Consider the following 17,270-nt stretch of genomic DNA (forward strand, 5'->3'; position numbering starts at 1 on the left):
CGGAGCGGGGCCCTTTTTCGTGGGCTCAGCCCGCGTGCCTGACGGCGTAGCGGAAGACGCGGCTCTCGCCCGGCTTCAGCGTCACGCGCCAGGCGACCTGGCCTTGGCGGATGTCGTGCCTGGCCGGCTCGGAGACCACCTTGAAGAACTGGACGCTCGGGTCGTGGCGGATCTCGACCGTGATCGGGATCGACTTGTTGTTGGCCAGGTCGACCTCGTAGGTGCGCCGCACCGTCGTCTTGCCCGCGCGCTTGTCCTCGACGAGGCGAGGGCGGGCCCGCACGTCCATGCCGCGGCCGATCACCAGGTCGGCGGGCTCGCCGACGGCGACGTCGCGCACGGCCTGCTCGCCGGCGAAGGCAGGGATGCCGCCGACCGTTTCCATCACCGACAGGGCGCCGGAGGGCAGGGGCTTGCCCAGGCCCTCGGTCTTCTTGTTCTCGAGACGCAGCACGACCTGGGGCGCGGCGATCGCCTGTTCCTGGTCGTAGTCGTTCCAGGGGCTGACCGGCACGACGTAGAGCCGCTGGTAGCGCACGCCCTTCTCGTCGAGGAAGGCCATCTGCTTGGTCTGGCGGGCGGCCACCGTCACCGGTTCGGGCAGGGTGTAGAGCTTGTAGTCGCCGAGGTCGGACTGCTCGGCCATCACCCGATTGGCCGTGACGGCCACGCGCATCTCCATGGCCGGCGCGGGAGGCGGCGGAGGCGGGGGCGGAGGCGGCGGCGCCATGGCCGGCATGGCCCCGACGTCCATGGCCCCCGCCATGCCCGGCTGGCCGTGCGTGGTGGTGTCCATCGGCCAGCAGTCGCGGCGCACGGGGACCACGCGCGGGCGGATGATGTTGACCGGCACACGCTGAAGCTTGCCGGCCACCAGCTGGGTGGGTGCGTCGGCGAAGCTCGTGCCCGAGCTGTTCATCAGGGTCAGCCAGCCCAGCAGGTCGAGGGTTTGGCCGTCAGGATTGAGGGTGGCCACATAGTCGGCCTGCCAGTTCACGCCGATCGCCAGGTAGGTCAGGGTCAGGGCGTATCGCCCGGCCATCGGCACGTCGATCTGAGCCGACAGGCTGGGCTTGCTGGACAGGCCCTCGGGGGCGCGGTCGAACACCAGGCGCTCGGCTCCGCCCGAGCAGCCCAGCACCTCGACGCCCTCGGCCGTGCGGACCATCAGGCCGGACGGGCCTTGGACCAGGGTGGCGTCGACACTGGACTGGCGGCCGGTCTCGCGGTTGGTGCGCACCACCTTCACCGGCTTGCCGAGCGAGCGCTCGACCAGGGTTCCGGGGCTGAGCAGGGCATAGTCGTAGTTGCGCTCGACCGCGCCGGAGGGCAGGCCCTCGATGGCCGCGCTCTGCGGGATCAGGCCCTCGGCGACGCCGTCGAAGCGCAGGCTGTGGCGGCCGGCCGGCAGCTCGACCGTGCGAGTCTCGCTAACCAGGATCAGGCCTTTCTCGAAGGCCTGCTGTTTCTGCCACGGCGACAGCGTCTGCACCGGCCCCTGGCCGTCGCGATAGAGGGTGACGGCGACGGCCTCGGCGGCGGGCGAGGCGATGACTTCCGCGCGGGCTATGGCTGGCGCGCAGAGCAGGGCAAGGGCGACGAGGGCGGAGCGCAGACCCAGATCCTCCCCCCGAAGGGGGAGGTGTCGGCGAAGCCGACGGAGGGGGGAGCAGCCGCTATCGTCAGCGACCGCACTTCTCTCCGCAGGGACTTCCCCCTCCGGCCCTCCGGGCCACCTCCCCCTTCGGGGGGAGGATCTGGCCGCGCGCCCCATCCTCACCAGCCGTTGTCCACCGTGAAGGTCAGGACGGTCTCGCCGTTGGCGGGGACGGGAACGCTCCAGGCCAGGGTGCGGGCGTCGATACGGCGGCTGGGCAGGCTTTCGTCGGTGACCTTGCCGTCGCGCCACAGGCCGGCCTGGCGCAGCTCGACCGTCACCGCCTCGGGGCGGGCGTTGCGAACAAGGTACTTCATGACGTAGCGCGAGCGGGTCTTGGAGATCTTCTCCTGCGAGACCAGCGTCGCCTGGCTGGAGACGTCGAAGGCCTCGCCGGTCTTGATCGACAGCTCCGAGCCGGCCGAGGTGTGGCCGATGTTGTTCTCGCCGATGAACTTGGGATCGCCGGCCTGGTCGCGCATGTAGACGCGCATGGTCCCGGCCGGCAGCTGGTCGCCCAGGCCCTTCAGCTTGGAATTGCTGAACTGGATGGCGGTGATGGCCTTCTGCGGGTTGGCGTCGCTGGAGAAGCCGTACTCGCGCACCTCGTAGACCTTCTTGGCCGCCACGCCCTGGGCGCTGAGGAAGCCGACCTGCTTGCTCTGGTTGGAGGCGATCGTGGTCCGTTCGGGCAGGGGATAGATGTAGTAGTCGGCGATGCGTTCGCGGTCGCTGCCTTCGGTCCCGGCCGAGGTGGCGCCGCCGTTGTAGCCGCCGTTGTTGAACTGGTTGACGTTGCCGGCCACCAGCTGGGTCTGGGCGTTCTCGAAGGCCGTGCCGGAGTTGTTCTGCAGGGTGATCCAGCCTTGCAGGTCCAGCGCGCCCTTCTTCTCGTCGAACAGGGCGACATAGTCGGCCGCCCACGACAGGCCCGAGGTCAGGTAGCTGAGCGTCACCGGCGTGGGGCCGGCCTTGTCGGCGTTGACCGTCACCGACAAGGTGGGGCGCGCGCGCAGGGTCTCGGGCACCTTGTCGAAGATCACCCGGGTGGGCACGCCGTCGTCGCGCAACACCTCGATGCGGTCGCCGATCTTCAGCACCACGCCCTCGTTGGCGGCCAGGACGGTGGCGGTCTCGGTGGTCTCCTTGCCGTCGCCGGGATTGGTGCGGACGATCTTGATCTGCCGCCCGACCGCCTTCTCCATCAGCTTGTCGGGGGTCAGGAGGTCGTAGTCGAAGTTCTGCTCGACCACGCCCAGGGTGGGCGAGGACAGGCTGACGGTCTCGGGCCGGATGGCGGCCGAGACGTCCCTGAACTCCAGCCGCTGGCGGCCGGCGGCGACGTCGATGGTCCGCTGGTCCTGAACGAGCGCCAGGTTGCTGTTGTAGATGGTGACCGAGACCTTCGGCGCGGTCTGGGCGAGCGCCATCTGGAAGGGGGCGGCGGAAGCGGCGGCCACGCAGGCGGTGGCGAACAAAGCGGCGCGAAGCATCGGCGCGGCGTCTCCCTCTATCGTTGCGGCGAGGTTTCCATGCGCGCGAGGGAATGTCGAGAGATTATGACTGTAATTTTTGTGACGCCGACGCTGGCCCCCTCCGGCCCTCTGGGCCACCTCCCCCAGAGGGGGAGGATCTAGCCGAACAGATGCTCCCCCTTTGGGGGAGCTGTCGCGGAGCGACTGAGGGGGCGCGAAGCGCCTACTTCCCCCAGACCTGCGCCAGCCGGCGATCCCGCCCGCAGCCGGTGCGGTAGAGGTGGTATTCGACGGCGTTGTTCCTGGCGTAGTCGCGGTGATAGGCCTCGGCCGGCCAGAAGGTCTGCAGCGGCAGGATCTGGGCCTTCATTGAGCCGGTCTTCAGGCGCTGGGCGGCGAGCGCGCGCGAGCGTTCGGCGGCGGGGCGCTGGTCGGCGTCGACGAAGACGGCGGGGCGATAGGAGGGGCCGCGATCGCAGAACTGGCCGCCGTCGTCGGTGGGGTCCACCAGCTTCCAGTAGCGTGACAGCAGGTAGGCGTATTCGATCTTGGCCGGATCATAGGTGACGCGGACGGCCTCGTAGTGGCCGCTGCGCTCGCTGGTCACGTCTCGGTAGCTCGGGTTCTTCACATGGCCGCCGGTGTAGCCGCTCTCGACCTTCACGACGCCGGGGATGCCGCGCATGTCGTTCTCCATGCACCAGAAGCAGCCGCCGGCGAAGACGGCGGTCTTGGTCGCGGCGGCCGAGGCGGCGGCCGGCAGGGCGGCCAGGGGCGCGGCCAGCAGGGCCAGGACGATGAGGAGGCGACGGAGCATGGGTGGTCCTTTCAGGAGCTCGAGATAGGTACGGATCGAGCTGGCGAAAGGATGGAGGCGATCAGCGCCAGCCGTGGCCGACGCCCCGCACCACCGGAACCGACGCCAGGCGCGCGGCCAGCACCTGGGCGCGGTCGTCGCCCTGGTCGTCGATCTCCAGTCGAATGGCGATGTCAGCGCCCTCGGGCTGGGCGGTCAGGGCGCGCAGGCGCACCTGCTGCACGCTGGCCACGCCCAGCACCCGCATCAGGGCGTCGGGCGTGTCCTCGGCGGTCACGAGAAACAGACGACGTTTTTCTTCTTCCGATTTGAGGTCGCTTACGTCGCCAAGGCTCACGGGCGCACCCACTGGTGTTCCACGCTTGCCGAGTTGACGCCGGGCCAGGCGGCCAGGTCGCGGGCGAGCAGGCGGGCGGCCTGATCGCCGAGACGACGGACGCGCAAGCTGGCCTCGACCAGCTGGCCGACGGGCTTCAGGGACAGGTTGCACAGCTCGGCGCCGCAGTCGGCCAGGCTCTGGCGGACGGCGTCCAGCGCGCTGGGGGCGTCCTGGGCCGACAGGAACAGCTGGTGGACGGTGACGCCGTCGTCGTCGCTGTGGAAGGCGGGTGGGGAAGGCAGGTAGCTCATGTTCGAAGATCCTTGTGAGTTTGAGGACCGTCGGACCGCGCAACGAAAAAGCCCCGCTCCTTTCGGAGGCGGGGCTTTTTCGGATCTCGTGATCCTTCGGCTTGGTTTTCCAGGGAAGTCCCTAGTCTGCGCGCCGTCTTTGCCCCGTCCTGACAGGCACGGTTTTAATCTGGTTCATCTTCGACATCATGGCGCACCACATCGCCACGCCGGCCGAGAGGCCAGTCGTAAAGAGCGCGATGGTAATCAGGTGCGAGGGCATGGAGTCGAAAGGGGTCCAGGTAGGCTTGCAGATCAACAGGTAACGCTTGCCGGCCCGCCGCGCAAGCTCTTGCCGCGCGGCGGGCCGAAATGCCTCATCTTGGGCAAGAATTAGGCGAGTTCGATCGCCATGGCCGTGGCCTCGCCGCCGCCGATGCACAAGCTGGCCAGGCCGCGCTTGGCTTTGCGGGCCTGGAGCGCCGAGATCAGCGTGCACAGAATGCGGGCGCCGGACGCGCCGATCGGGTGGCCCAGCGCGCAGGCGCCGCCGTTGACGTTCAGCTTGTCGTCCGGAATGCCCAGTTCCTTCTGGGCGATCATGGCCACCACGGCGAAGGCCTCGTTGACCTCGAACAGGTCGACGTCGGCGACGCTCCAGCCGGCGCGGTCCAGCGCCTTCTTCATGGCCGGCACGGGGGCGGTGGTGAAGAGGCCGGGCTCATGGGCGTGGGCGGCATGGCTGACCACGGTGGCGACCACCGGCAGGCCCAAGGCCTCGGCGACGCTCTTGCGGGTCATGACCAGGGCGGCCGCGCCGTCGCTGATCGAGCTGGAGTTGGCCGCCGTGATCGCCCCGTCGCGCGAAAAGGCCGGGCGCAGGGTGGGGATCTTGGCCGGGTCGGCCTTCAGCGGCTGTTCGTCCTTGTCGATCGTCTCGACGCCCTTGCGGGTGGTGACGGTGACCGGGGCGATCTCGGCGGCGAAGGCGCCGCCCTCGACGGCGGCTTTCGCCTTGAGAAGGCCTTTGGTCGCATAGTCGTCCATGGCCTCGCGGGTGAACTGGTAGTCGGCCGCGGTGTCCTCGGCGAAGGCGCCCATCAGCTTGCCGGGGCTGTAGGCGTCCTCGAGGCCGTCGAGGTACATCGAATCCCAGATCTGGTCGTGGCCGATGCGGGCCCCGGCGCGGTGCTTGGCCATCAGGTACGGCGCGCCCGTCATGCTTTCCATGCCGCCGGCGACGATGACGTCGGCGCTGCCGGCCAGCAGGGCGTCGTGGGCCATGATCGCGGCCTGCATGCCGCTGCCGCACATCTTGTTGACGGTCGTGGCCTCGACCGACTTGGGCAGGCCCGCGCCCAGGGCGGCCTGGCGGGCCGGCGCTTGGCCAAGACCGGCCGGCAGCACGCAGCCCATGATGATCTGGTCGACCTTGTCGCCGGCCAGGCCCGCGCGCTCCAGCGCGGCCTTGACGGCGGTCGCGCCCAGCTCGGTGGCCTTCACCCCGCCCAGCGCGCCCTGGAAGCCGCCCATCGGCGTGCGGGCGAAGCTGGCGATCACCACAGGATCGGCGCGATTGGACATGGACGAACTCCCGATACGTTTGTTTTGCGGTGGAATAGGCCCTCTATCGGCCCGTCTGCGCAAGTGTCTTGCGTCTGCGTTCGGCGCAAGAAGCGGCCGGCGGCGGAAGGGCGGCTCCCGTCGTCGGCCGGAAAGTCGAGCAATGAACCGAGAGAGTCAATTGCGATAAAAAACCTACCCTGGTTCGTACTGAAAAGCAACGGCCCTTGCATTCCCTCGCGGAACGCCGCACCTTCGCATCCATGGGCCGCACCGCCGACTATAGCCAGCAACGCTGCGCCATCGCCGCCACCCTCGAGGTCGTCGGCGATCCCTGGACCCTGCTGATCCTGCGCGACGCCTTCCAGGGCGTGCGGCGCTTCGAGCAGTGGCAGGAGCGCCTGGGGGTGGCGCGCAACGTCCTGGCCGCGCGACTGAAAAGCCTGGTCGGCTACGGAGTGATGGAGACGCGCCGCTATTCCGAGCGACCGCCGCGCCACGAATACGTGCTGACCGCCAAGGGGCGCGACCTGTCGAACGTGCTGCTGACCATGGCCGAGTGGGGCGATCGCCACGTCTATGGCGTGGGCAATGGCCCGGTGCATTTCGTGCACAAGGCCTGCGGCTGCGACTTCCACCCCAAGCTGGCCTGCGAGGCGTGCGGCCAGGTGGTCGACGGCCGCGACCTGTCGCGGGTGGTCAACGATGATCCGAGCCCGACCGTCGCCGAGGCCCTGGAGGCCGTGGCGGTGAAGGTGGCGGCCGAGTAGGGCGCCTAGGGTTTGGTCTCAATTGAGCGGCGTGGCGGATCCAACCCATTCAATCGATTACTTCTCGTCATCCCGGAAAGCCCGCAGGGCTTATCCGGGACCCAGGGGCCGGCGCACTGCAGGCGGCCCCTGGGTCCCGGCTCTGCGGCCCGCTACGCGGTCCTTCGGCCGGGATGACGCGTAAGAACTATCCGCGCAATTTGACTAGGGCGCCTAGGACCGATCGCGGTCCATGGCTTCGCGCAGGCTCTTGGGTCGCATGTCGGTCCAGACGTTCTTGATGAACTCCAGGCACTGGCTCTTCAGGCCCGTGAAGCCGGCGCTGCGCCAGCCGAGCGGCGGTTCGCGGTCGGCTGGCCAGATCGAGTATTGTTCCTCGTGGTTCACCACCACGGTGTAGAGCGTGTTGTCTTCCTGCTCGTGCATGGCCCCCGCCTTGATCCCGTACTTGAGCGGTTCAGGCTCGGCCGGACGGCGTCGCCTGTCAATCTAGGGTCGGTGCGTGCGCGCTGCGCCTGGAAGGGTTGCGGTCTGGCGCGCGAAATCCTGGGGGTAACCGCCGGGCGTCCACAGCCAAGTTAACGGCAAGGCTTGAAGCGCAAGAACGCGGGCGAAACGAATCAGGACCGAATCGCTGACACGGTCCGATTCGGGATTTGTTCCCTACAAGCTATTGTAGCTTAACGTCGGTTAACCACAATGGCGTTCCCTGAGCGCCGTTCCGCAAGCGACGTTTGGCGAGCGTGGTCAGTCGACGTCGGCGGGGCAGGTGGCGGCCAGGCGCTTGGCGCTCATCACGCCGGCGATGGGCAGGCCGTTGATGGTCTTCATCTTCACGTCGAGCTTGAAGCTCTCGGGCGTGTAGGCGCCCTTGGCGCTGACCGGGGCCACGCGGCCCTTCTTGTCGGTCCACGTGCCCTTCAGGGCGATCTTGCCGTCGTCGACCTGGTTGGTGGTGTAGTCGCACTTGTAGCGGCGCGTGCAGATGCCCTTGGAGAACTGGGCGGCGTCGGCCGGCTTGATGCACTTGTCCTCGCTGCCGGCCGGGATGATGCCGATCCGGTAGCTGTATTCCCAGTGACCGGGCAGAATCGTCGCCTTCGGCGCGGCGGCCTTCGCCGGCGCGGTCGCGGCGAATCCCACGGCCAGGGAAGCGGCGAGGGCGGGGACAGCGAGGGCGATAGGGCGCATGCGGTCGAACTCCTTCATGGCCGCGTATATAGGAAGGCGCAGATGAACCGCGATTGAAGGCGAGGTGATGGCGAGCGTTCAAGCCCATGCGCCTTGACTCTGGCAGGCTCCATCGCCTATACGGCCCCCTCTCGCGCGGCGGACCTGTCCGGAAGCGCGCCTGACATTATGTTCGCGGGGCCTTCGGCTTCGCCTAGCCCAAGGTACTCGTCATGTCGCGCCGTTGCGAACTCACGGGCGTCGGTCCGATGATCGGCCACAACGTGAGCCACTCGAACATCAAGACCAAGCGCCGCTTCCTGCCGGCTCTGTCGCCTGCTTCGCTGCAGTCGGAATCGCTGGGTCAAACCTTCAAGCTGCGCATCAGCAACGCTGCCCTGCGCACCCTGGACTTCAAGGGCGGCCTGGACGTGTTCCTGCTGGGCGCCAAGGACGAGCAGCTGTCGCCGCGCGCCCTGAAGATCAAGGCCCAGGTGAAGGCCAAGGCCAAGGCCGCCGCGCAAGCCGCCTAAGCCTTTCGACCCTCCAGTCCTCAGGGGCTGGCGGTCGAATACGAAAAGCCTGCCAGGTTCGCCTGGCGGGCTTTTTCGCGTTTCCCGGTTTGAGATGCTCCCCCAAAGGGGGAGCTGTCGCGGAGCGACTGAGGGGGCTGCGGCCTGCGGCCTTCCCCATCCGGCCCTCCGGGCCACCTCCCCCAGAGGCGGGAGCTAGCGCAGCGTCCAGCAAAAAGCCGCCGTCGCGGGGCGACGGCGGCTCTTGAAGCCTTGGAGGCTGGCCTGCGCCTTAGCGGGCGGCCATTTCCAGCGGCTTGGCCGGGTTGGCGGTATTGTAGGCGATCAGGTCGGCGTCGCCGAGCTTGGCCACGGCGTCGTTGACCGACGAGCGGACGCAGGCCGGGTACAGGTACATGGCCAGCGACTCGCCGCGGACGTCTTGCCAGCAGACGGTCGAGGCGGCCTTGACGATGTCGGCGCGGACGTCGGCGGCGGCGCGGCCGGCGACCTTGACGCGGACTTCGGCGGCGCCGGCCGGAGCGGCGGCCAGCAGGGCCAGGGCGGAGAGAGCGAGAGCGGCGGAGCGGATCATCGGGATGGATTCCAGGTCGGGCGGCGCCTTAAGCGCACGGTTCAGATCGACCGCTTCCCGACGCGTTCCTCCGGCGACTGGTCCAGGATCTCGCCCGCTCTGTCGCCGGAGAACAGCCATAGCTCATCGATGATTAGTTATCAACAGTCATGTTGTCGCAACTTTTGGGTGAAGTTATTGATTTCACGCGCTTGTTACCGGTGTCATGATCGGCGATCCAGGCAAGCAAAAGCCCGCGGAGCGGGGGCTCCGCGGGCTCTGGTCCCGATGGGCTAAGGCTTGAAGCGCTTAGCGGGCCGAGGCGGTCTTGATCAGACCGTTCGGGCGCCATTGGGTCTTGTCGTAGGCGGTCAGGGTCGGGCTGCCGACCTTTTCGACGGCGGCGCGGGCCACGTCGCGGACGCAGTAGGGCAGCACGTCGGCGCCGTAGGTGGTCGAGCCGTTGTCTTCCTGGCACACCGAGGTGGCGGCCTTGACGATGTCGGCGTGCACGGCGGCGGTGGTGCGGCCGGCGACCTTCACGGTGACTTCACCGGCGAAAGCGGCGGGGGCGCTCAGGAGAGCGATGGCCGAAGCGGCCAGAACAAACACACGTTGCATTTCAGTCATTCCGGAAAGGGGGTTGGGATCAACCTCCTCCCGATGCGTTCCTCTGACGGCCGACCGGATCTCGCCAGTTCGTCGCCGTCACGAACTAGATAGGCCTGACAGCGTTGTCATATCAAGCGCCTTTTTCGCTCCCGGTGTCAATTTTTTGCGACGCCGACGAACAGTGCGTGCGCAAAAGGCAGTCTGTGCAGCAAATAAGCGCCTCAAAACCTATTAGTTTCAGGTGAAATTATCCCCATCAGTGGTTCCCGCACGCGACGCTGAACCCGACTTTCGGCGATCGGCGGGAAGGTCCTGGCCACGATGGCGGCGGTGCTTAGCACGGCCGCCCAACAGACGATCCTGGGCCTTCGGGCGAAGGGGGCGATCCGCCGCTGTTGCCGATGAGCCACAGGGGCTGGCGGCTTTTAGCCGTGATTCCGGCGGGGGAGGGACGCGACTCGGTCGGGCCTGGCGTGAGCGCTAGCGGAAGGTCCGCTTGCGGCGGCGCCAGGCCCAGGTCGCCAGGCAGGCGACAGCCACCACGGCGCTCATGATCAGCAGGCGGGTCGGGAAGTGGCGGACGGCGTCGGCGAAGCCGTCGTCGATGATGTCGAACAGGAACTGTCCGCCCAGGATCGGCAGCGCCAGAAGCGGATATTTGGACAGGTCCCAACGCATGGGCCTGACCCTAGCGCGCGGCGCAGCCGTGGCAAGAAGCAGCCAGACTATGCGGGCTCAGCGGCGCTTCTTCTTCGGAGGAGCAGGCGGGGGCGCGGGCTGAGGCGGCGGCGGGGTCCAGTCGAAGGCCAGCAGCAGGGTGCGCTGGTTCATCGACCCGCCGTTGTCGTCCGACAGCAGGTAGATCCGCGTGGCGCCATCGGGACCGGCGGCCAGGGCGATGCCCTCGAAATTGTCGCGGGTGACCTGGCCGTCCAGCATCAGGGTGGCCAGCGGATATTGCTTGGCCGCCGGCAGCAGCGGGTCGGGCAGGAACCGCACCTGGGCGCGCCAGCCGCGCACGGGGTCGTAGGCCCGGTGCAGGGTGGCCAGCGCCTTGCCCTGGAAGGCGGCGAAGCCCGACAGGCCCCAGGTGAAGTCGTTGGGCGTCTGCGGCGCGATCGACTGGCAGCTGGCCGACAGCCGGCACAGCCAGGCCTCGCCCTCCTCGCCGCCGACCAGATAGGCGTCGGGGCCGGCGGCCGGATAGGCGGTGATCGCCTCCATGCCCTCGTTGTCGGGGAAGACGGTGGCGGGTTTGGGCGCGACCGCCGGGCGGCTCCATTGGCCGTCGGCGCCGACGGCGTAGCGCCAGATGCGGTGATCGCGTTCGAAGCTGACCAGGCGCTCGCCGTTGGGCAGGCGGGCCAGGCCCTCGGCGTCGCCCTGCGTCTTGCCGCGCAGGCCCTCGCCGTCAACGCCCAGCAGGGGCGACAGCTTGCCGTCGGTCAGGCCGACCAGGCGACCGTTGGCGTCGAGCACAAGCCGGGCGGAAAAGCGGTCGCCGTCGTCGGTGACCGCCTCCAGGCCGTTGTTGTCGGTCAGGATCAGGTCCGACAGGCCGTGTAGGCGGCTGGTGTCGGCGCTGGTGACGTGGAGGCCGCCGGCATAGACGAAGCGGCCCACGGCCGTCTGGGTCGCGTCCGAGGCGTTCAGCGGCACGGGCGCGACGGTCAGGCCGATCTCGGGCCCGACCTTGACCGGGGCGGCGGGCAGCACGACGGGCGGCGGCGGGGCGGGCTTGGGTCCGCACTGGGCCAGCATGCCGCCGGCCAGGCCAAGAACGAGCAGGCTGCGCAGTCCGATCACGCCGAAACCTTGCGCGCGGCCTTGGGGGCGGAGGGCACGACGGTCGGCGGCGGCGGCAGCAGGCCGCGGGCGCGCACGGCGGTGCGCGGCTCCTCGTCGAACAGGGCGGCCAGCTGCTCGACCAGCACCCCGCCCAGCTGCTCGACGTCGACGATGGTGACGGCGCGGCGGTAGTAGCGGGTGACGTCGTGGCCGATGCCGATGGCGATCAGCTCGACCGGGCTCTTGCCCTCGATCTCGGCGATGACCTGCCGCAAATGCCGCTCCAGATAGTGGCCCGAATTGACGCTCAGGGTGGAGTCGTCCACCGGCGCGCCGTCGGAAATCACCATCAGAATGCGGCGGGCTTCGGGCCGGTTGACCACCCGCTGGTGCGCCCACATCAGGGCCTCGCCGTCGATGTTCTCCTTCAGGAGACCCTCGCGCATCATCAGGCCCAGGTTCTTGCGGGCCCGGCGCCAGGGCGCATCCGCGGCCTTGTAGACGATGTGGCGCAGGTCGTTCAGGCGGCCGGGCGAGGGCGGCTTGCCGGCCTTGATCCACTCGTCGCGGCTGGTTCCGCCCTTCCAGGCGCGGGTGGTGAAGCCCAGCACCTCGGTCTTGACGCCACAGCGCTCCAGCGTGCGGGCCAGGATGTCGGCGCAGACGGCCGCGACCATGATCGGGCGGCCGCGCATCGAGCCGGAATTGTCGATCAGCAGGGTCACGACCGTGTCGCGGAACTCCTGGTCTTCCTCCTGCTTGAAGGACAGCGGCGCGGTGGGGTCGATAATCACCCGCGTCAGGCGGGCGACGTCGAGCATCCCTTCCTCGAGGTCGAAGGTCCAGGCGCGGTTCTGCTGGGCCAGCAGGCGGCGCTGCAGCTTGTTGGCCAGGCGCGAGACGACGCTGGAGAGGGCCGACAGCTGCTGGTCGAGATAGGCCCGCAGGCGGGTCAGTTCGTCCGGATCGCAAAGCTCCTCGGCCGAGACAACCTCGTCATAGGCCGTGGTGAACACTTTGTAGGCCGGCTCGCCGCCCTTGTCGGCCGACGGATCGGGACGGGCCGGCTTGGCGCCGTCGCCCATGTCGGGCGTCTCTTCGCTGTCCTGGGCCTCGCCTTCCTGGTCGGACTGGACGATCTCTTCGTCGCCGGCCTGGCTCTCGCGGTCGGAGGCCTCGCTTTCCTGCGGGGAGGAGCCGTCGGTCTGCTCGCCTTCGCCGTCGCCCTGATCGTCGTCGGCGGTGTCGGTGGGGTTTTCGTCGTCGCCCTCGTCTTCATCCGAGGACTCGGTGGCGTCGTTGACGTCGTCGCCCAGGTCGAGGTCGCGCAGGATCTGGCGGGTGACCTTGGCGAAGGCGGCCTGGTCGTCGACGGCGGCGGCCAGGCGGTCGAGGTCCTTGCCGGCCTTGCTCTCGATATCGGCGCGCAGGATCTCGACCAGGGCTTTCGCGCCGTCGGGCGGGGCGTCGCCGGTCAGGCGCTCGCGCACCATCAGGCCCAGGATCTCGGCCATGGGCGCGTTGTTGCGGTCGAAGGCGACGGCGCGGGTCAGGCCCTGCTTTTCGAGGCGGGTCTCCAGCACCGTCGTCAGGTTGGCGCGCACCCCGCCGAGCGCATTGGCGCCGATGGCCTCGATGCGGGCCTGCTCCAGCGACTCGTAGATCGCCTGGGCGTCGGGCGCGGCCGGACGCGAGCGGGCGTGGGTCGACGGGTCGTGGTGGGCCAGGCGCAGGGCGATCTGGTCGGCCATGCCGCGCAGGCGGGCGGCGTCCGGGCCGGACAGGTCGCGGGGCGGATGCGGCAGCACGGCGCGGTTGCCCACGAGGCCCGGCGACTCGCCGGAAAACACGATCTCGAGGTCCGGCGTCTCGGCGAGCGAGCGGGCGGCGTGCGCCAGGGCGCGCTTGAAGGGTTCGGTCGGGTTCTCGGGCTTGGCGGCCATGGCTTTGGAGTTAGCGGCGCGGGCCGGCGAACACAAGGAACGACGCGCGCCAAGGCGACGTTGATCCTGCGAAGCCTGCATCACGCGGGCCCAGTGCAAGGAGCTTACCCATGCTGAAATGGGCTCTGATCTTCGCCGTGGTGGCCATCATCGCCGGCGCGCTCGGTTTCACCGGCATCGCGGGCGCCGCGGCCGGCGTCGCCAAGATCCTGTTCTTCCTGTTCCTGATCGTCTTCCTCGTCGTCCTCGTGCTGGGCATGGGGATCTTCAAGGGCGTGACAGGGAAATAGAGGGGGTAAAGACCCCCTCAGTCGCTGCGCGACAGCTCCCCCAGAGGGGGAGCATCTAGGCCGCGAAAGATCCTCCCCCTCTGGGGGAGGTGGCCCGAAGAGCCGGAGGGGGGTCTCCTCCGGCCTACCTCCAGCCCTTCCCCTGCGCCTCGACCAGGGCCACCAGATCCCCCATCGCCAGGTTGACGTCGGCGAGGTGCAGGCCCCAGGCCTTCAGCGGCGAGCCCAGCACCATCAGGTCGCCGGGGATATCGTCGACGCGCGGGTCGGCCGGGACGCCGTGGACCTTGATGGCCAGGTAGTCGTAGGGGCCGCTCGTGGCGCATTCGGCGGTGACCAGGCCCGGCGTCGAGACGAAGGTCGTGGTGACGTCCTTGCCCTTGATCCAGGGCGTCTTGCGCGGCGCGCCGGCGATGGTCTTGTCGCTGAAATAGCTGTGCAGCGGGGCCTCGCCGCCGGCCAGGGCGGCCGGGTTGACGCAGGCCGCGCGCTTGGCGCCTTCAGCCTTGCCGAAGAAGGCCGGTTCGGCTGGCGGGCTAGAGGCGCGGAACGACACGTAGGAGACGATGCAGCCGGTCTGGCCCGGCTGACGGCACATCTTGATCCCGCCATAGGCGTCGGTCGCCGGGTCGATGGGCGTGTTCATGCCGATAATCAGGGCCGAGACCAGCTGCTTCTGGACCGGCTTGCCGTCGATCTCCTCGGCCAGCAGCCGCAGCAGCACGCGCGAGCCCTGCGAGTGGCCGATCAGCACGACGCCGCGGCCGCCGTTGTCGCGGGCCAGGTAGTCCTTCCAGGCGTCCAGCACGTCGCCATAGGCCAGGTTCTCGTCGCCCGGCGAGGCCTTGCCCTGCATCACCTGACGCAGGGCGGCCAGGGTCACCTGCCGGTACATCGGCGCGAAGGTGCGGCAGACCTGGCCGAAGCGCGCGAACTGCTGCTCGGCGACGATGGTTTCGGCCGGGTCGATGGTCATGTCGCTGTTGCCGCCGGGATCGGTCGACACGGTCGGATAGACGTAGAAGCAGTCGATCGGGGCCTTTGGATCGGCCTTGAAGGTCTCGACCTTCGTGGCGCCGTCGGCGGCGACGATCGTGGCGGTCTGGTCCTGGGCGCAGGCGTCCTGGCGGCCGGGACGGCACAGCCAGGCGGAGTCCTGGGCATAGTCGTTCCTGGGCTGGGGCCCTGTCGGCGCCGGCTGGGCGCAGGCCGTTCCGGCCAGCCCCATCGAGACCGCCAGCGCGGCCCAGATCGTCTTGTGCATTTCCATCCCCTCGCAGGCCGAACGCCGTTTGGCGGGGAGGATGGCGTGTGGGGGCGGAGGAGGGAAGGGCGGAAAGATGCTCCCCCTGAAGGGGGAGCTGTCGCGGAGCGACTGAGGGGGAAGTTGTTGCGGCGTTTGTGGCGGCGTCGGGGTCAGAGACGACTTCCCCCTCCGGCCCTTCGGGCCACCTCCCCCTTCAGGGGGAGGATCTCAAATCCCCGGCACGATCGCCTTCAGCCGTGCTTCGCCGGTAGGGGCTTCGTGATGCGGCGGGCCGCCATTGGGGAAGCCGCCAGGCGGCGGGCCGGGCGGACGGCCATTCATGCCTTGCGGAGGCGGATTCATGCCGCCGGGAGGCGGCCCCATCCCTCCTGGCGGCGGACCGCCGGGCCCGCCCGGGCCCATCCCCGCGTCGTCCTTCCAGTCGGCGGCGGGATCGACGCCCAGGACCAGGGCCAGCACGTAGCCGTCCTTGGCTTCCTTGATGCTGGCGACCATGGCCTCGCCGCCTTGCAGGGCGATGCCGTCCTGGCGGTTGAACATGTCGCGCGCCCGGGGGCGCTTGTAGGCCGGGAGGTTCTCGTAGAGGAACTCCGACAGGGCGTCGGGCACGAACAGCTGGGCGGTCAGGGCCGTGCGCTCGTTCAGGTGCACCTTGATGTGGATGTGCGGGGTGCGGCCCTCGTACCAGCCCGGCCAGATGGTCTTGAAGGCCACCTTGCCCGCGCCGTCGGTAGTCTGGGCGCCGCGCAGGAAGGTCGCTCCCTTGGCGGCGGTCTGGTGGTCGTCGCCCTGGCCTTCGTAGCCGGAATAGATGCCTTGCGCGTCGCAATGCCAGATGTCGACCCGCGCCCCCTTCAGCGGCCGGCAGGCGCCGTCGACGACGGTCAGGGCTACGGTGACCGGCGCGCCTTTCTTGCCTTCGGTGATGTCGGCGCGGTCGAGCTTGGGATCGAACCAGTAGGGGCCTTGGGTGACCTGGGGCGTCAGGGCGCAGACGGTCTCGGCCGCCGCCACGGGGCGGGCCGAGGCGGCGATGGCGGCGAACGGCGCGGCGCCGGCCAGGGCCAGCAGGCCGCGACGGCTGGGGGAAACGGGCGAGGGCATCGAGACTCCGAAACGTGAGCCGCCCTTGTGGCCGGGCGATCCTGCCGGCGTATGTCGAGGTCTTGCGGGTTTGCAATCAAGATCCTCCCCCTGAAGGGGGGAGGTGGCCCGAAGGGCCGGAGGGGGAAGTTCCTGATGAGGTCGGGGGCGTCTCCGGCGCCGCAGTTATTTCCCCCTCAGTCGCTCCGCGACAGCTCCCCCTTCAGGGGGAGCATCTGCCCTCTACAGATACTTCGTCAGGCTCAGCGACGAGAGCGTCGAGATCATCGAATACATGGCCTCGAGCTGGGTCTCGTACTGGGTGGCGAGGACGGCGGTTTCGGCGAGGTCGGCGTCCTTGAGGTTGGAGGCCAGGGTGTCGATGCTCTCGATCTTGGCCTCGTTGCGCTCGACCAGGCGGTCGAGGGTGGAGGCCTGGATCGAGACCTGCTCCTGCAACGAGCCGATGCCGGTCAGGGCCTCGCCGGCCAGGTCGTAGGCGGCCGAGACCACGTCGCTGTCGTCGGGCGAGGCGATAATCATCGAAAGGGCGCGGGCCAGCTTCTCGAACGCCGCCGAGCCGCCCGAGACCGACAGGTTGATGGTCTGGCCGTCGGTGGTGGTGAAGGTCCGGGTGCTGGACGAGCCCTGGTAGAAGTCGGCGTCGACGCCGGCCGAGGGATCCCAGTCGGCGTCGCTGAAGTCGGCGGCGGCGGTGTCGCCCGCCGTCCCGGAGAACAGGTAGGTTCCGCCCGAGGTGCTGTTCATCAGCGCCTGCAGGTCATTGAGCCAGTTGGTGGCGTACTGGGCGGTTGTGGCCGAGTCGATCGTGGTGCTCGAGATCATCGAGGCCAGCTGGGTCTTGATGGTGGTGGCCAGGTCGGCGATGTCGCCCAGGGCCGAATAGGCGGCGTTGACATAGGTCGTGGCCGTCTGGGCGGCGGCGTTCTCGGCCGTGAGGGCGGCGCCCTGGCTGGACAGGCGCAGCAGGCTGCCGGTGTTGCTGCCCAGGCCCCCGTAGGTGGTCGACTTCAGGCCAGAGGCCGTCTGGGCCTGCTGGTCGGCCAGCTTGGCCTGCACCTTGAGGCTGGCGGCCAGCATGGTCGTGGAGTGGCCGAAGGTGGCGATGCGGCTGATCAT

General features: G+C 68.9%; 19 protein-coding genes. 3 read left to right on the top strand and 16 right to left on the bottom strand.

Annotated elements, in window-relative coordinates; translation table 11 throughout:
• Positions 1 to 25: 25 nt before the first annotated feature.
• The 6 genes from ACODR1_RS08460 to ACODR1_RS08485 all read right to left on the bottom strand — a co-directional run bounded on the left by ACODR1_RS08460 (position 26) and on the right by ACODR1_RS08485 (position 6,142).
• Positions 26 to 1,492 (bottom strand): DUF4139 domain-containing protein, encoded by a 1,467-nt coding sequence (locus tag ACODR1_RS08460; RefSeq protein WP_488880049.1) that lies wholly within the window; start codon positions 1,490 to 1,492, stop codon positions 26 to 28.
• Positions 1,493 to 1,776: 284 nt separating this feature from the next.
• Positions 1,777 to 3,150: a DUF4139 domain-containing protein gene (locus tag ACODR1_RS08465; protein WP_488880050.1), complete on the bottom strand. Its 1,374-nt coding sequence runs from the start codon at positions 3,148 to 3,150 to the stop codon at positions 1,777 to 1,779.
• Between the two features lie 205 nt (positions 3,151 to 3,355).
• Positions 3,356 to 3,949: a peptide-methionine (S)-S-oxide reductase MsrA gene (gene msrA / locus ACODR1_RS08470; protein WP_488880051.1), complete on the bottom strand. Its 594-nt coding sequence runs from the start codon at positions 3,947 to 3,949 to the stop codon at positions 3,356 to 3,358.
• A gap of 61 nt (positions 3,950 to 4,010) precedes the next feature.
• Entirely contained in the window at positions 4,011 to 4,298 is a 288-nt protein-coding gene (locus ACODR1_RS08475; RefSeq protein WP_488880052.1) for a hypothetical protein, read from the bottom strand.
• Positions 4,283 to 4,579 carry a hypothetical protein gene (locus ACODR1_RS08480; RefSeq protein WP_101715332.1) on the bottom strand — a complete coding sequence of 99 codons (297 nt, stop codon included), beginning with the start codon at positions 4,577 to 4,579 and terminating at the stop codon, positions 4,283 to 4,285. Before ACODR1_RS08480 ends, ACODR1_RS08475 begins: the two co-directional genes overlap by 16 nt.
• Positions 4,580 to 4,951: 372 nt before the next feature.
• The gene (locus ACODR1_RS08485) at positions 4,952 to 6,142 is read right to left on the bottom strand and encodes an acetyl-CoA C-acyltransferase (protein ID WP_488880053.1); all 1,191 of its coding nucleotides are present in this window, start codon (positions 6,140 to 6,142) and stop codon (positions 4,952 to 4,954) included.
• 242 nt (positions 6,143 to 6,384) lie between these two features.
• Between ACODR1_RS08485 and ACODR1_RS08490 the strand changes: the two genes are divergently transcribed.
• Positions 6,385 to 6,891 carry a winged helix-turn-helix transcriptional regulator gene (locus ACODR1_RS08490; RefSeq protein ID WP_488880163.1) on the top strand — a complete coding sequence of 169 codons (507 nt, stop codon included), beginning with the start codon at positions 6,385 to 6,387 and terminating at the stop codon, positions 6,889 to 6,891.
• 213 nt (positions 6,892 to 7,104) lie between these two features.
• On the opposite strand, the gene ACODR1_RS08495 is transcribed toward ACODR1_RS08490, so the two are convergent.
• Together ACODR1_RS08495 and ACODR1_RS08500 are read right to left on the bottom strand one after the other, a co-directional pair.
• Positions 7,105 to 7,317 (bottom strand): MbtH family protein, encoded by a 213-nt coding sequence (locus tag ACODR1_RS08495; RefSeq protein WP_488880054.1) that lies wholly within the window; start codon positions 7,315 to 7,317, stop codon positions 7,105 to 7,107.
• Positions 7,318 to 7,638: 321 nt separating this feature from the next.
• Positions 7,639 to 8,082: a DUF3617 domain-containing protein gene (locus ACODR1_RS08500; protein WP_488880055.1), complete on the bottom strand. Its 444-nt coding sequence runs from the start codon at positions 8,080 to 8,082 to the stop codon at positions 7,639 to 7,641.
• 212 nt (positions 8,083 to 8,294) lie between these two features.
• Here ACODR1_RS08500 and rpmB point away from each other — a divergent pair, with 212 nt between their 5' ends.
• Entirely contained in the window at positions 8,295 to 8,594 is a 300-nt protein-coding gene (gene rpmB, locus ACODR1_RS08505) for a 50S ribosomal protein L28 (protein WP_488880056.1), read from the top strand.
• 271 nt (positions 8,595 to 8,865) lie between these two features.
• Here the strand turns inward: rpmB and ACODR1_RS08510 are convergent, their stop codons facing one another.
• The 5 genes from ACODR1_RS08510 to cobT form a co-directional block, all read right to left on the bottom strand.
• Positions 8,866 to 9,168: a hypothetical protein gene (locus ACODR1_RS08510; RefSeq protein ID WP_488880057.1), complete on the bottom strand. Its 303-nt coding sequence runs from the start codon at positions 9,166 to 9,168 to the stop codon at positions 8,866 to 8,868.
• Positions 9,169 to 9,456: 288 nt separating this feature from the next.
• On the bottom strand, positions 9,457 to 9,768 hold the full coding sequence (locus ACODR1_RS08515; protein ID WP_488880058.1) for a hypothetical protein: 312 nt from the start codon (positions 9,766 to 9,768) through the stop codon (positions 9,457 to 9,459).
• Positions 9,769 to 10,239: 471 nt separating this feature from the next.
• Complete coding sequence (locus ACODR1_RS08520; RefSeq protein ID WP_488880059.1) at positions 10,240 to 10,437, bottom strand: hypothetical protein; 198 nt, start codon at positions 10,435 to 10,437, stop codon at positions 10,240 to 10,242.
• Positions 10,438 to 10,494: 57 nt separating this feature from the next.
• A complete protein-coding gene (locus ACODR1_RS08525) occupies positions 10,495 to 11,565 on the bottom strand; it encodes an esterase-like activity of phytase family protein (RefSeq protein WP_488880060.1) in 1,071 nt (356 codons plus the stop codon).
• A complete protein-coding gene (gene cobT / locus ACODR1_RS08530; protein WP_488880061.1) occupies positions 11,562 to 13,490 on the bottom strand; it encodes a cobaltochelatase subunit CobT in 1,929 nt (642 codons plus the stop codon). Before cobT ends, ACODR1_RS08525 begins: the two co-directional genes overlap by 4 nt.
• A gap of 110 nt (positions 13,491 to 13,600) precedes the next feature.
• Here cobT and ACODR1_RS08535 point away from each other — a divergent pair, with 110 nt between their 5' ends.
• Complete coding sequence (locus tag ACODR1_RS08535; RefSeq protein ID WP_488880062.1) at positions 13,601 to 13,780, top strand: DUF1328 family protein; 180 nt, start codon at positions 13,601 to 13,603, stop codon at positions 13,778 to 13,780.
• Positions 13,781 to 13,904: 124 nt separating this feature from the next.
• Here the strand turns inward: ACODR1_RS08535 and ACODR1_RS08540 are convergent, their stop codons facing one another.
• The 3 genes from ACODR1_RS08540 to ACODR1_RS08550 all read right to left on the bottom strand — a co-directional run bounded on the left by ACODR1_RS08540 (position 13,905) and on the right by ACODR1_RS08550 (position 17,270).
• The gene (locus ACODR1_RS08540; RefSeq protein ID WP_488880063.1) at positions 13,905 to 15,044 is read right to left on the bottom strand and encodes a DUF3089 domain-containing protein; all 1,140 of its coding nucleotides are present in this window, start codon (positions 15,042 to 15,044) and stop codon (positions 13,905 to 13,907) included.
• 210 nt (positions 15,045 to 15,254) lie between these two features.
• Complete coding sequence (locus ACODR1_RS08545; protein ID WP_488880064.1) at positions 15,255 to 16,151, bottom strand: intradiol ring-cleavage dioxygenase; 897 nt, start codon at positions 16,149 to 16,151, stop codon at positions 15,255 to 15,257.
• A 222-nt stretch (positions 16,152 to 16,373) separates the two neighbouring features.
• Entirely contained in the window at positions 16,374 to 17,270 is an 897-nt protein-coding gene (locus ACODR1_RS08550) for a flagellin (protein ID WP_488880065.1), read from the bottom strand.

Source organism: Caulobacter sp. FG7, from assembly GCF_057808875.1.

What these genes read in the sequence shown, in the direction of transcription:
- ACODR1_RS08465 (WP_488880050.1), bottom strand. Translation starts at nt 3,150, where the DNA reads ATGCTTCGCGCCGCTTTGTTCGCCACCGCCTGCGTGGCCGCCGCTTCC.
- msrA (WP_488880051.1), bottom strand. Translation starts at nt 3,949, where the DNA reads ATGCTCCGTCGCCTCCTCATCGTCCTGGCCCTGCTGGCCGCGCCCCTG.
- ACODR1_RS08480 (WP_101715332.1), bottom strand. Translation starts at nt 4,579, where the DNA reads ATGAGCTACCTGCCTTCCCCACCCGCCTTCCACAGCGACGACGACGGC.
- ACODR1_RS08485 (WP_488880053.1), bottom strand. Translation starts at nt 6,142, where the DNA reads ATGTCCAATCGCGCCGATCCTGTGGTGATCGCCAGCTTCGCCCGCACG.
- ACODR1_RS08490 (WP_488880163.1), top strand. Translation starts at nt 6,385, where the DNA reads ATGGGCCGCACCGCCGACTATAGCCAGCAACGCTGCGCCATCGCCGCC.
- ACODR1_RS08495 (WP_488880054.1), bottom strand. Translation starts at nt 7,317, where the DNA reads ATGCACGAGCAGGAAGACAACACGCTCTACACCGTGGTGGTGAACCAC.
- ACODR1_RS08500 (WP_488880055.1), bottom strand. Translation starts at nt 8,082, where the DNA reads ATGCGCCCTATCGCCCTCGCTGTCCCCGCCCTCGCCGCTTCCCTGGCC.
- rpmB (WP_488880056.1), top strand. Translation starts at nt 8,295, where the DNA reads ATGTCGCGCCGTTGCGAACTCACGGGCGTCGGTCCGATGATCGGCCAC.
- ACODR1_RS08510 (WP_488880057.1), bottom strand. Translation starts at nt 9,168, where the DNA reads ATGATCCGCTCCGCCGCTCTCGCTCTCTCCGCCCTGGCCCTGCTGGCC.
- ACODR1_RS08515 (WP_488880058.1), bottom strand. Translation starts at nt 9,768, where the DNA reads ATGCAACGTGTGTTTGTTCTGGCCGCTTCGGCCATCGCTCTCCTGAGC.
- ACODR1_RS08520 (WP_488880059.1), bottom strand. Translation starts at nt 10,437, where the DNA reads ATGCGTTGGGACCTGTCCAAATATCCGCTTCTGGCGCTGCCGATCCTG.
- cobT (WP_488880061.1), bottom strand. Translation starts at nt 13,490, where the DNA reads ATGGCCGCCAAGCCCGAGAACCCGACCGAACCCTTCAAGCGCGCCCTG.
- ACODR1_RS08535 (WP_488880062.1), top strand. Translation starts at nt 13,601, where the DNA reads ATGCTGAAATGGGCTCTGATCTTCGCCGTGGTGGCCATCATCGCCGGC.
- ACODR1_RS08540 (WP_488880063.1), bottom strand. Translation starts at nt 15,044, where the DNA reads ATGCACAAGACGATCTGGGCCGCGCTGGCGGTCTCGATGGGGCTGGCC.
- ACODR1_RS08545 (WP_488880064.1), bottom strand. Translation starts at nt 16,151, where the DNA reads ATGCCCTCGCCCGTTTCCCCCAGCCGTCGCGGCCTGCTGGCCCTGGCC.
- ACODR1_RS08550 (WP_488880065.1), bottom strand. Translation starts at nt 17,270, where the DNA reads ATGATCAGCCGCATCGCCACCTTCGGCCACTCCACGACCATGCTGGCC.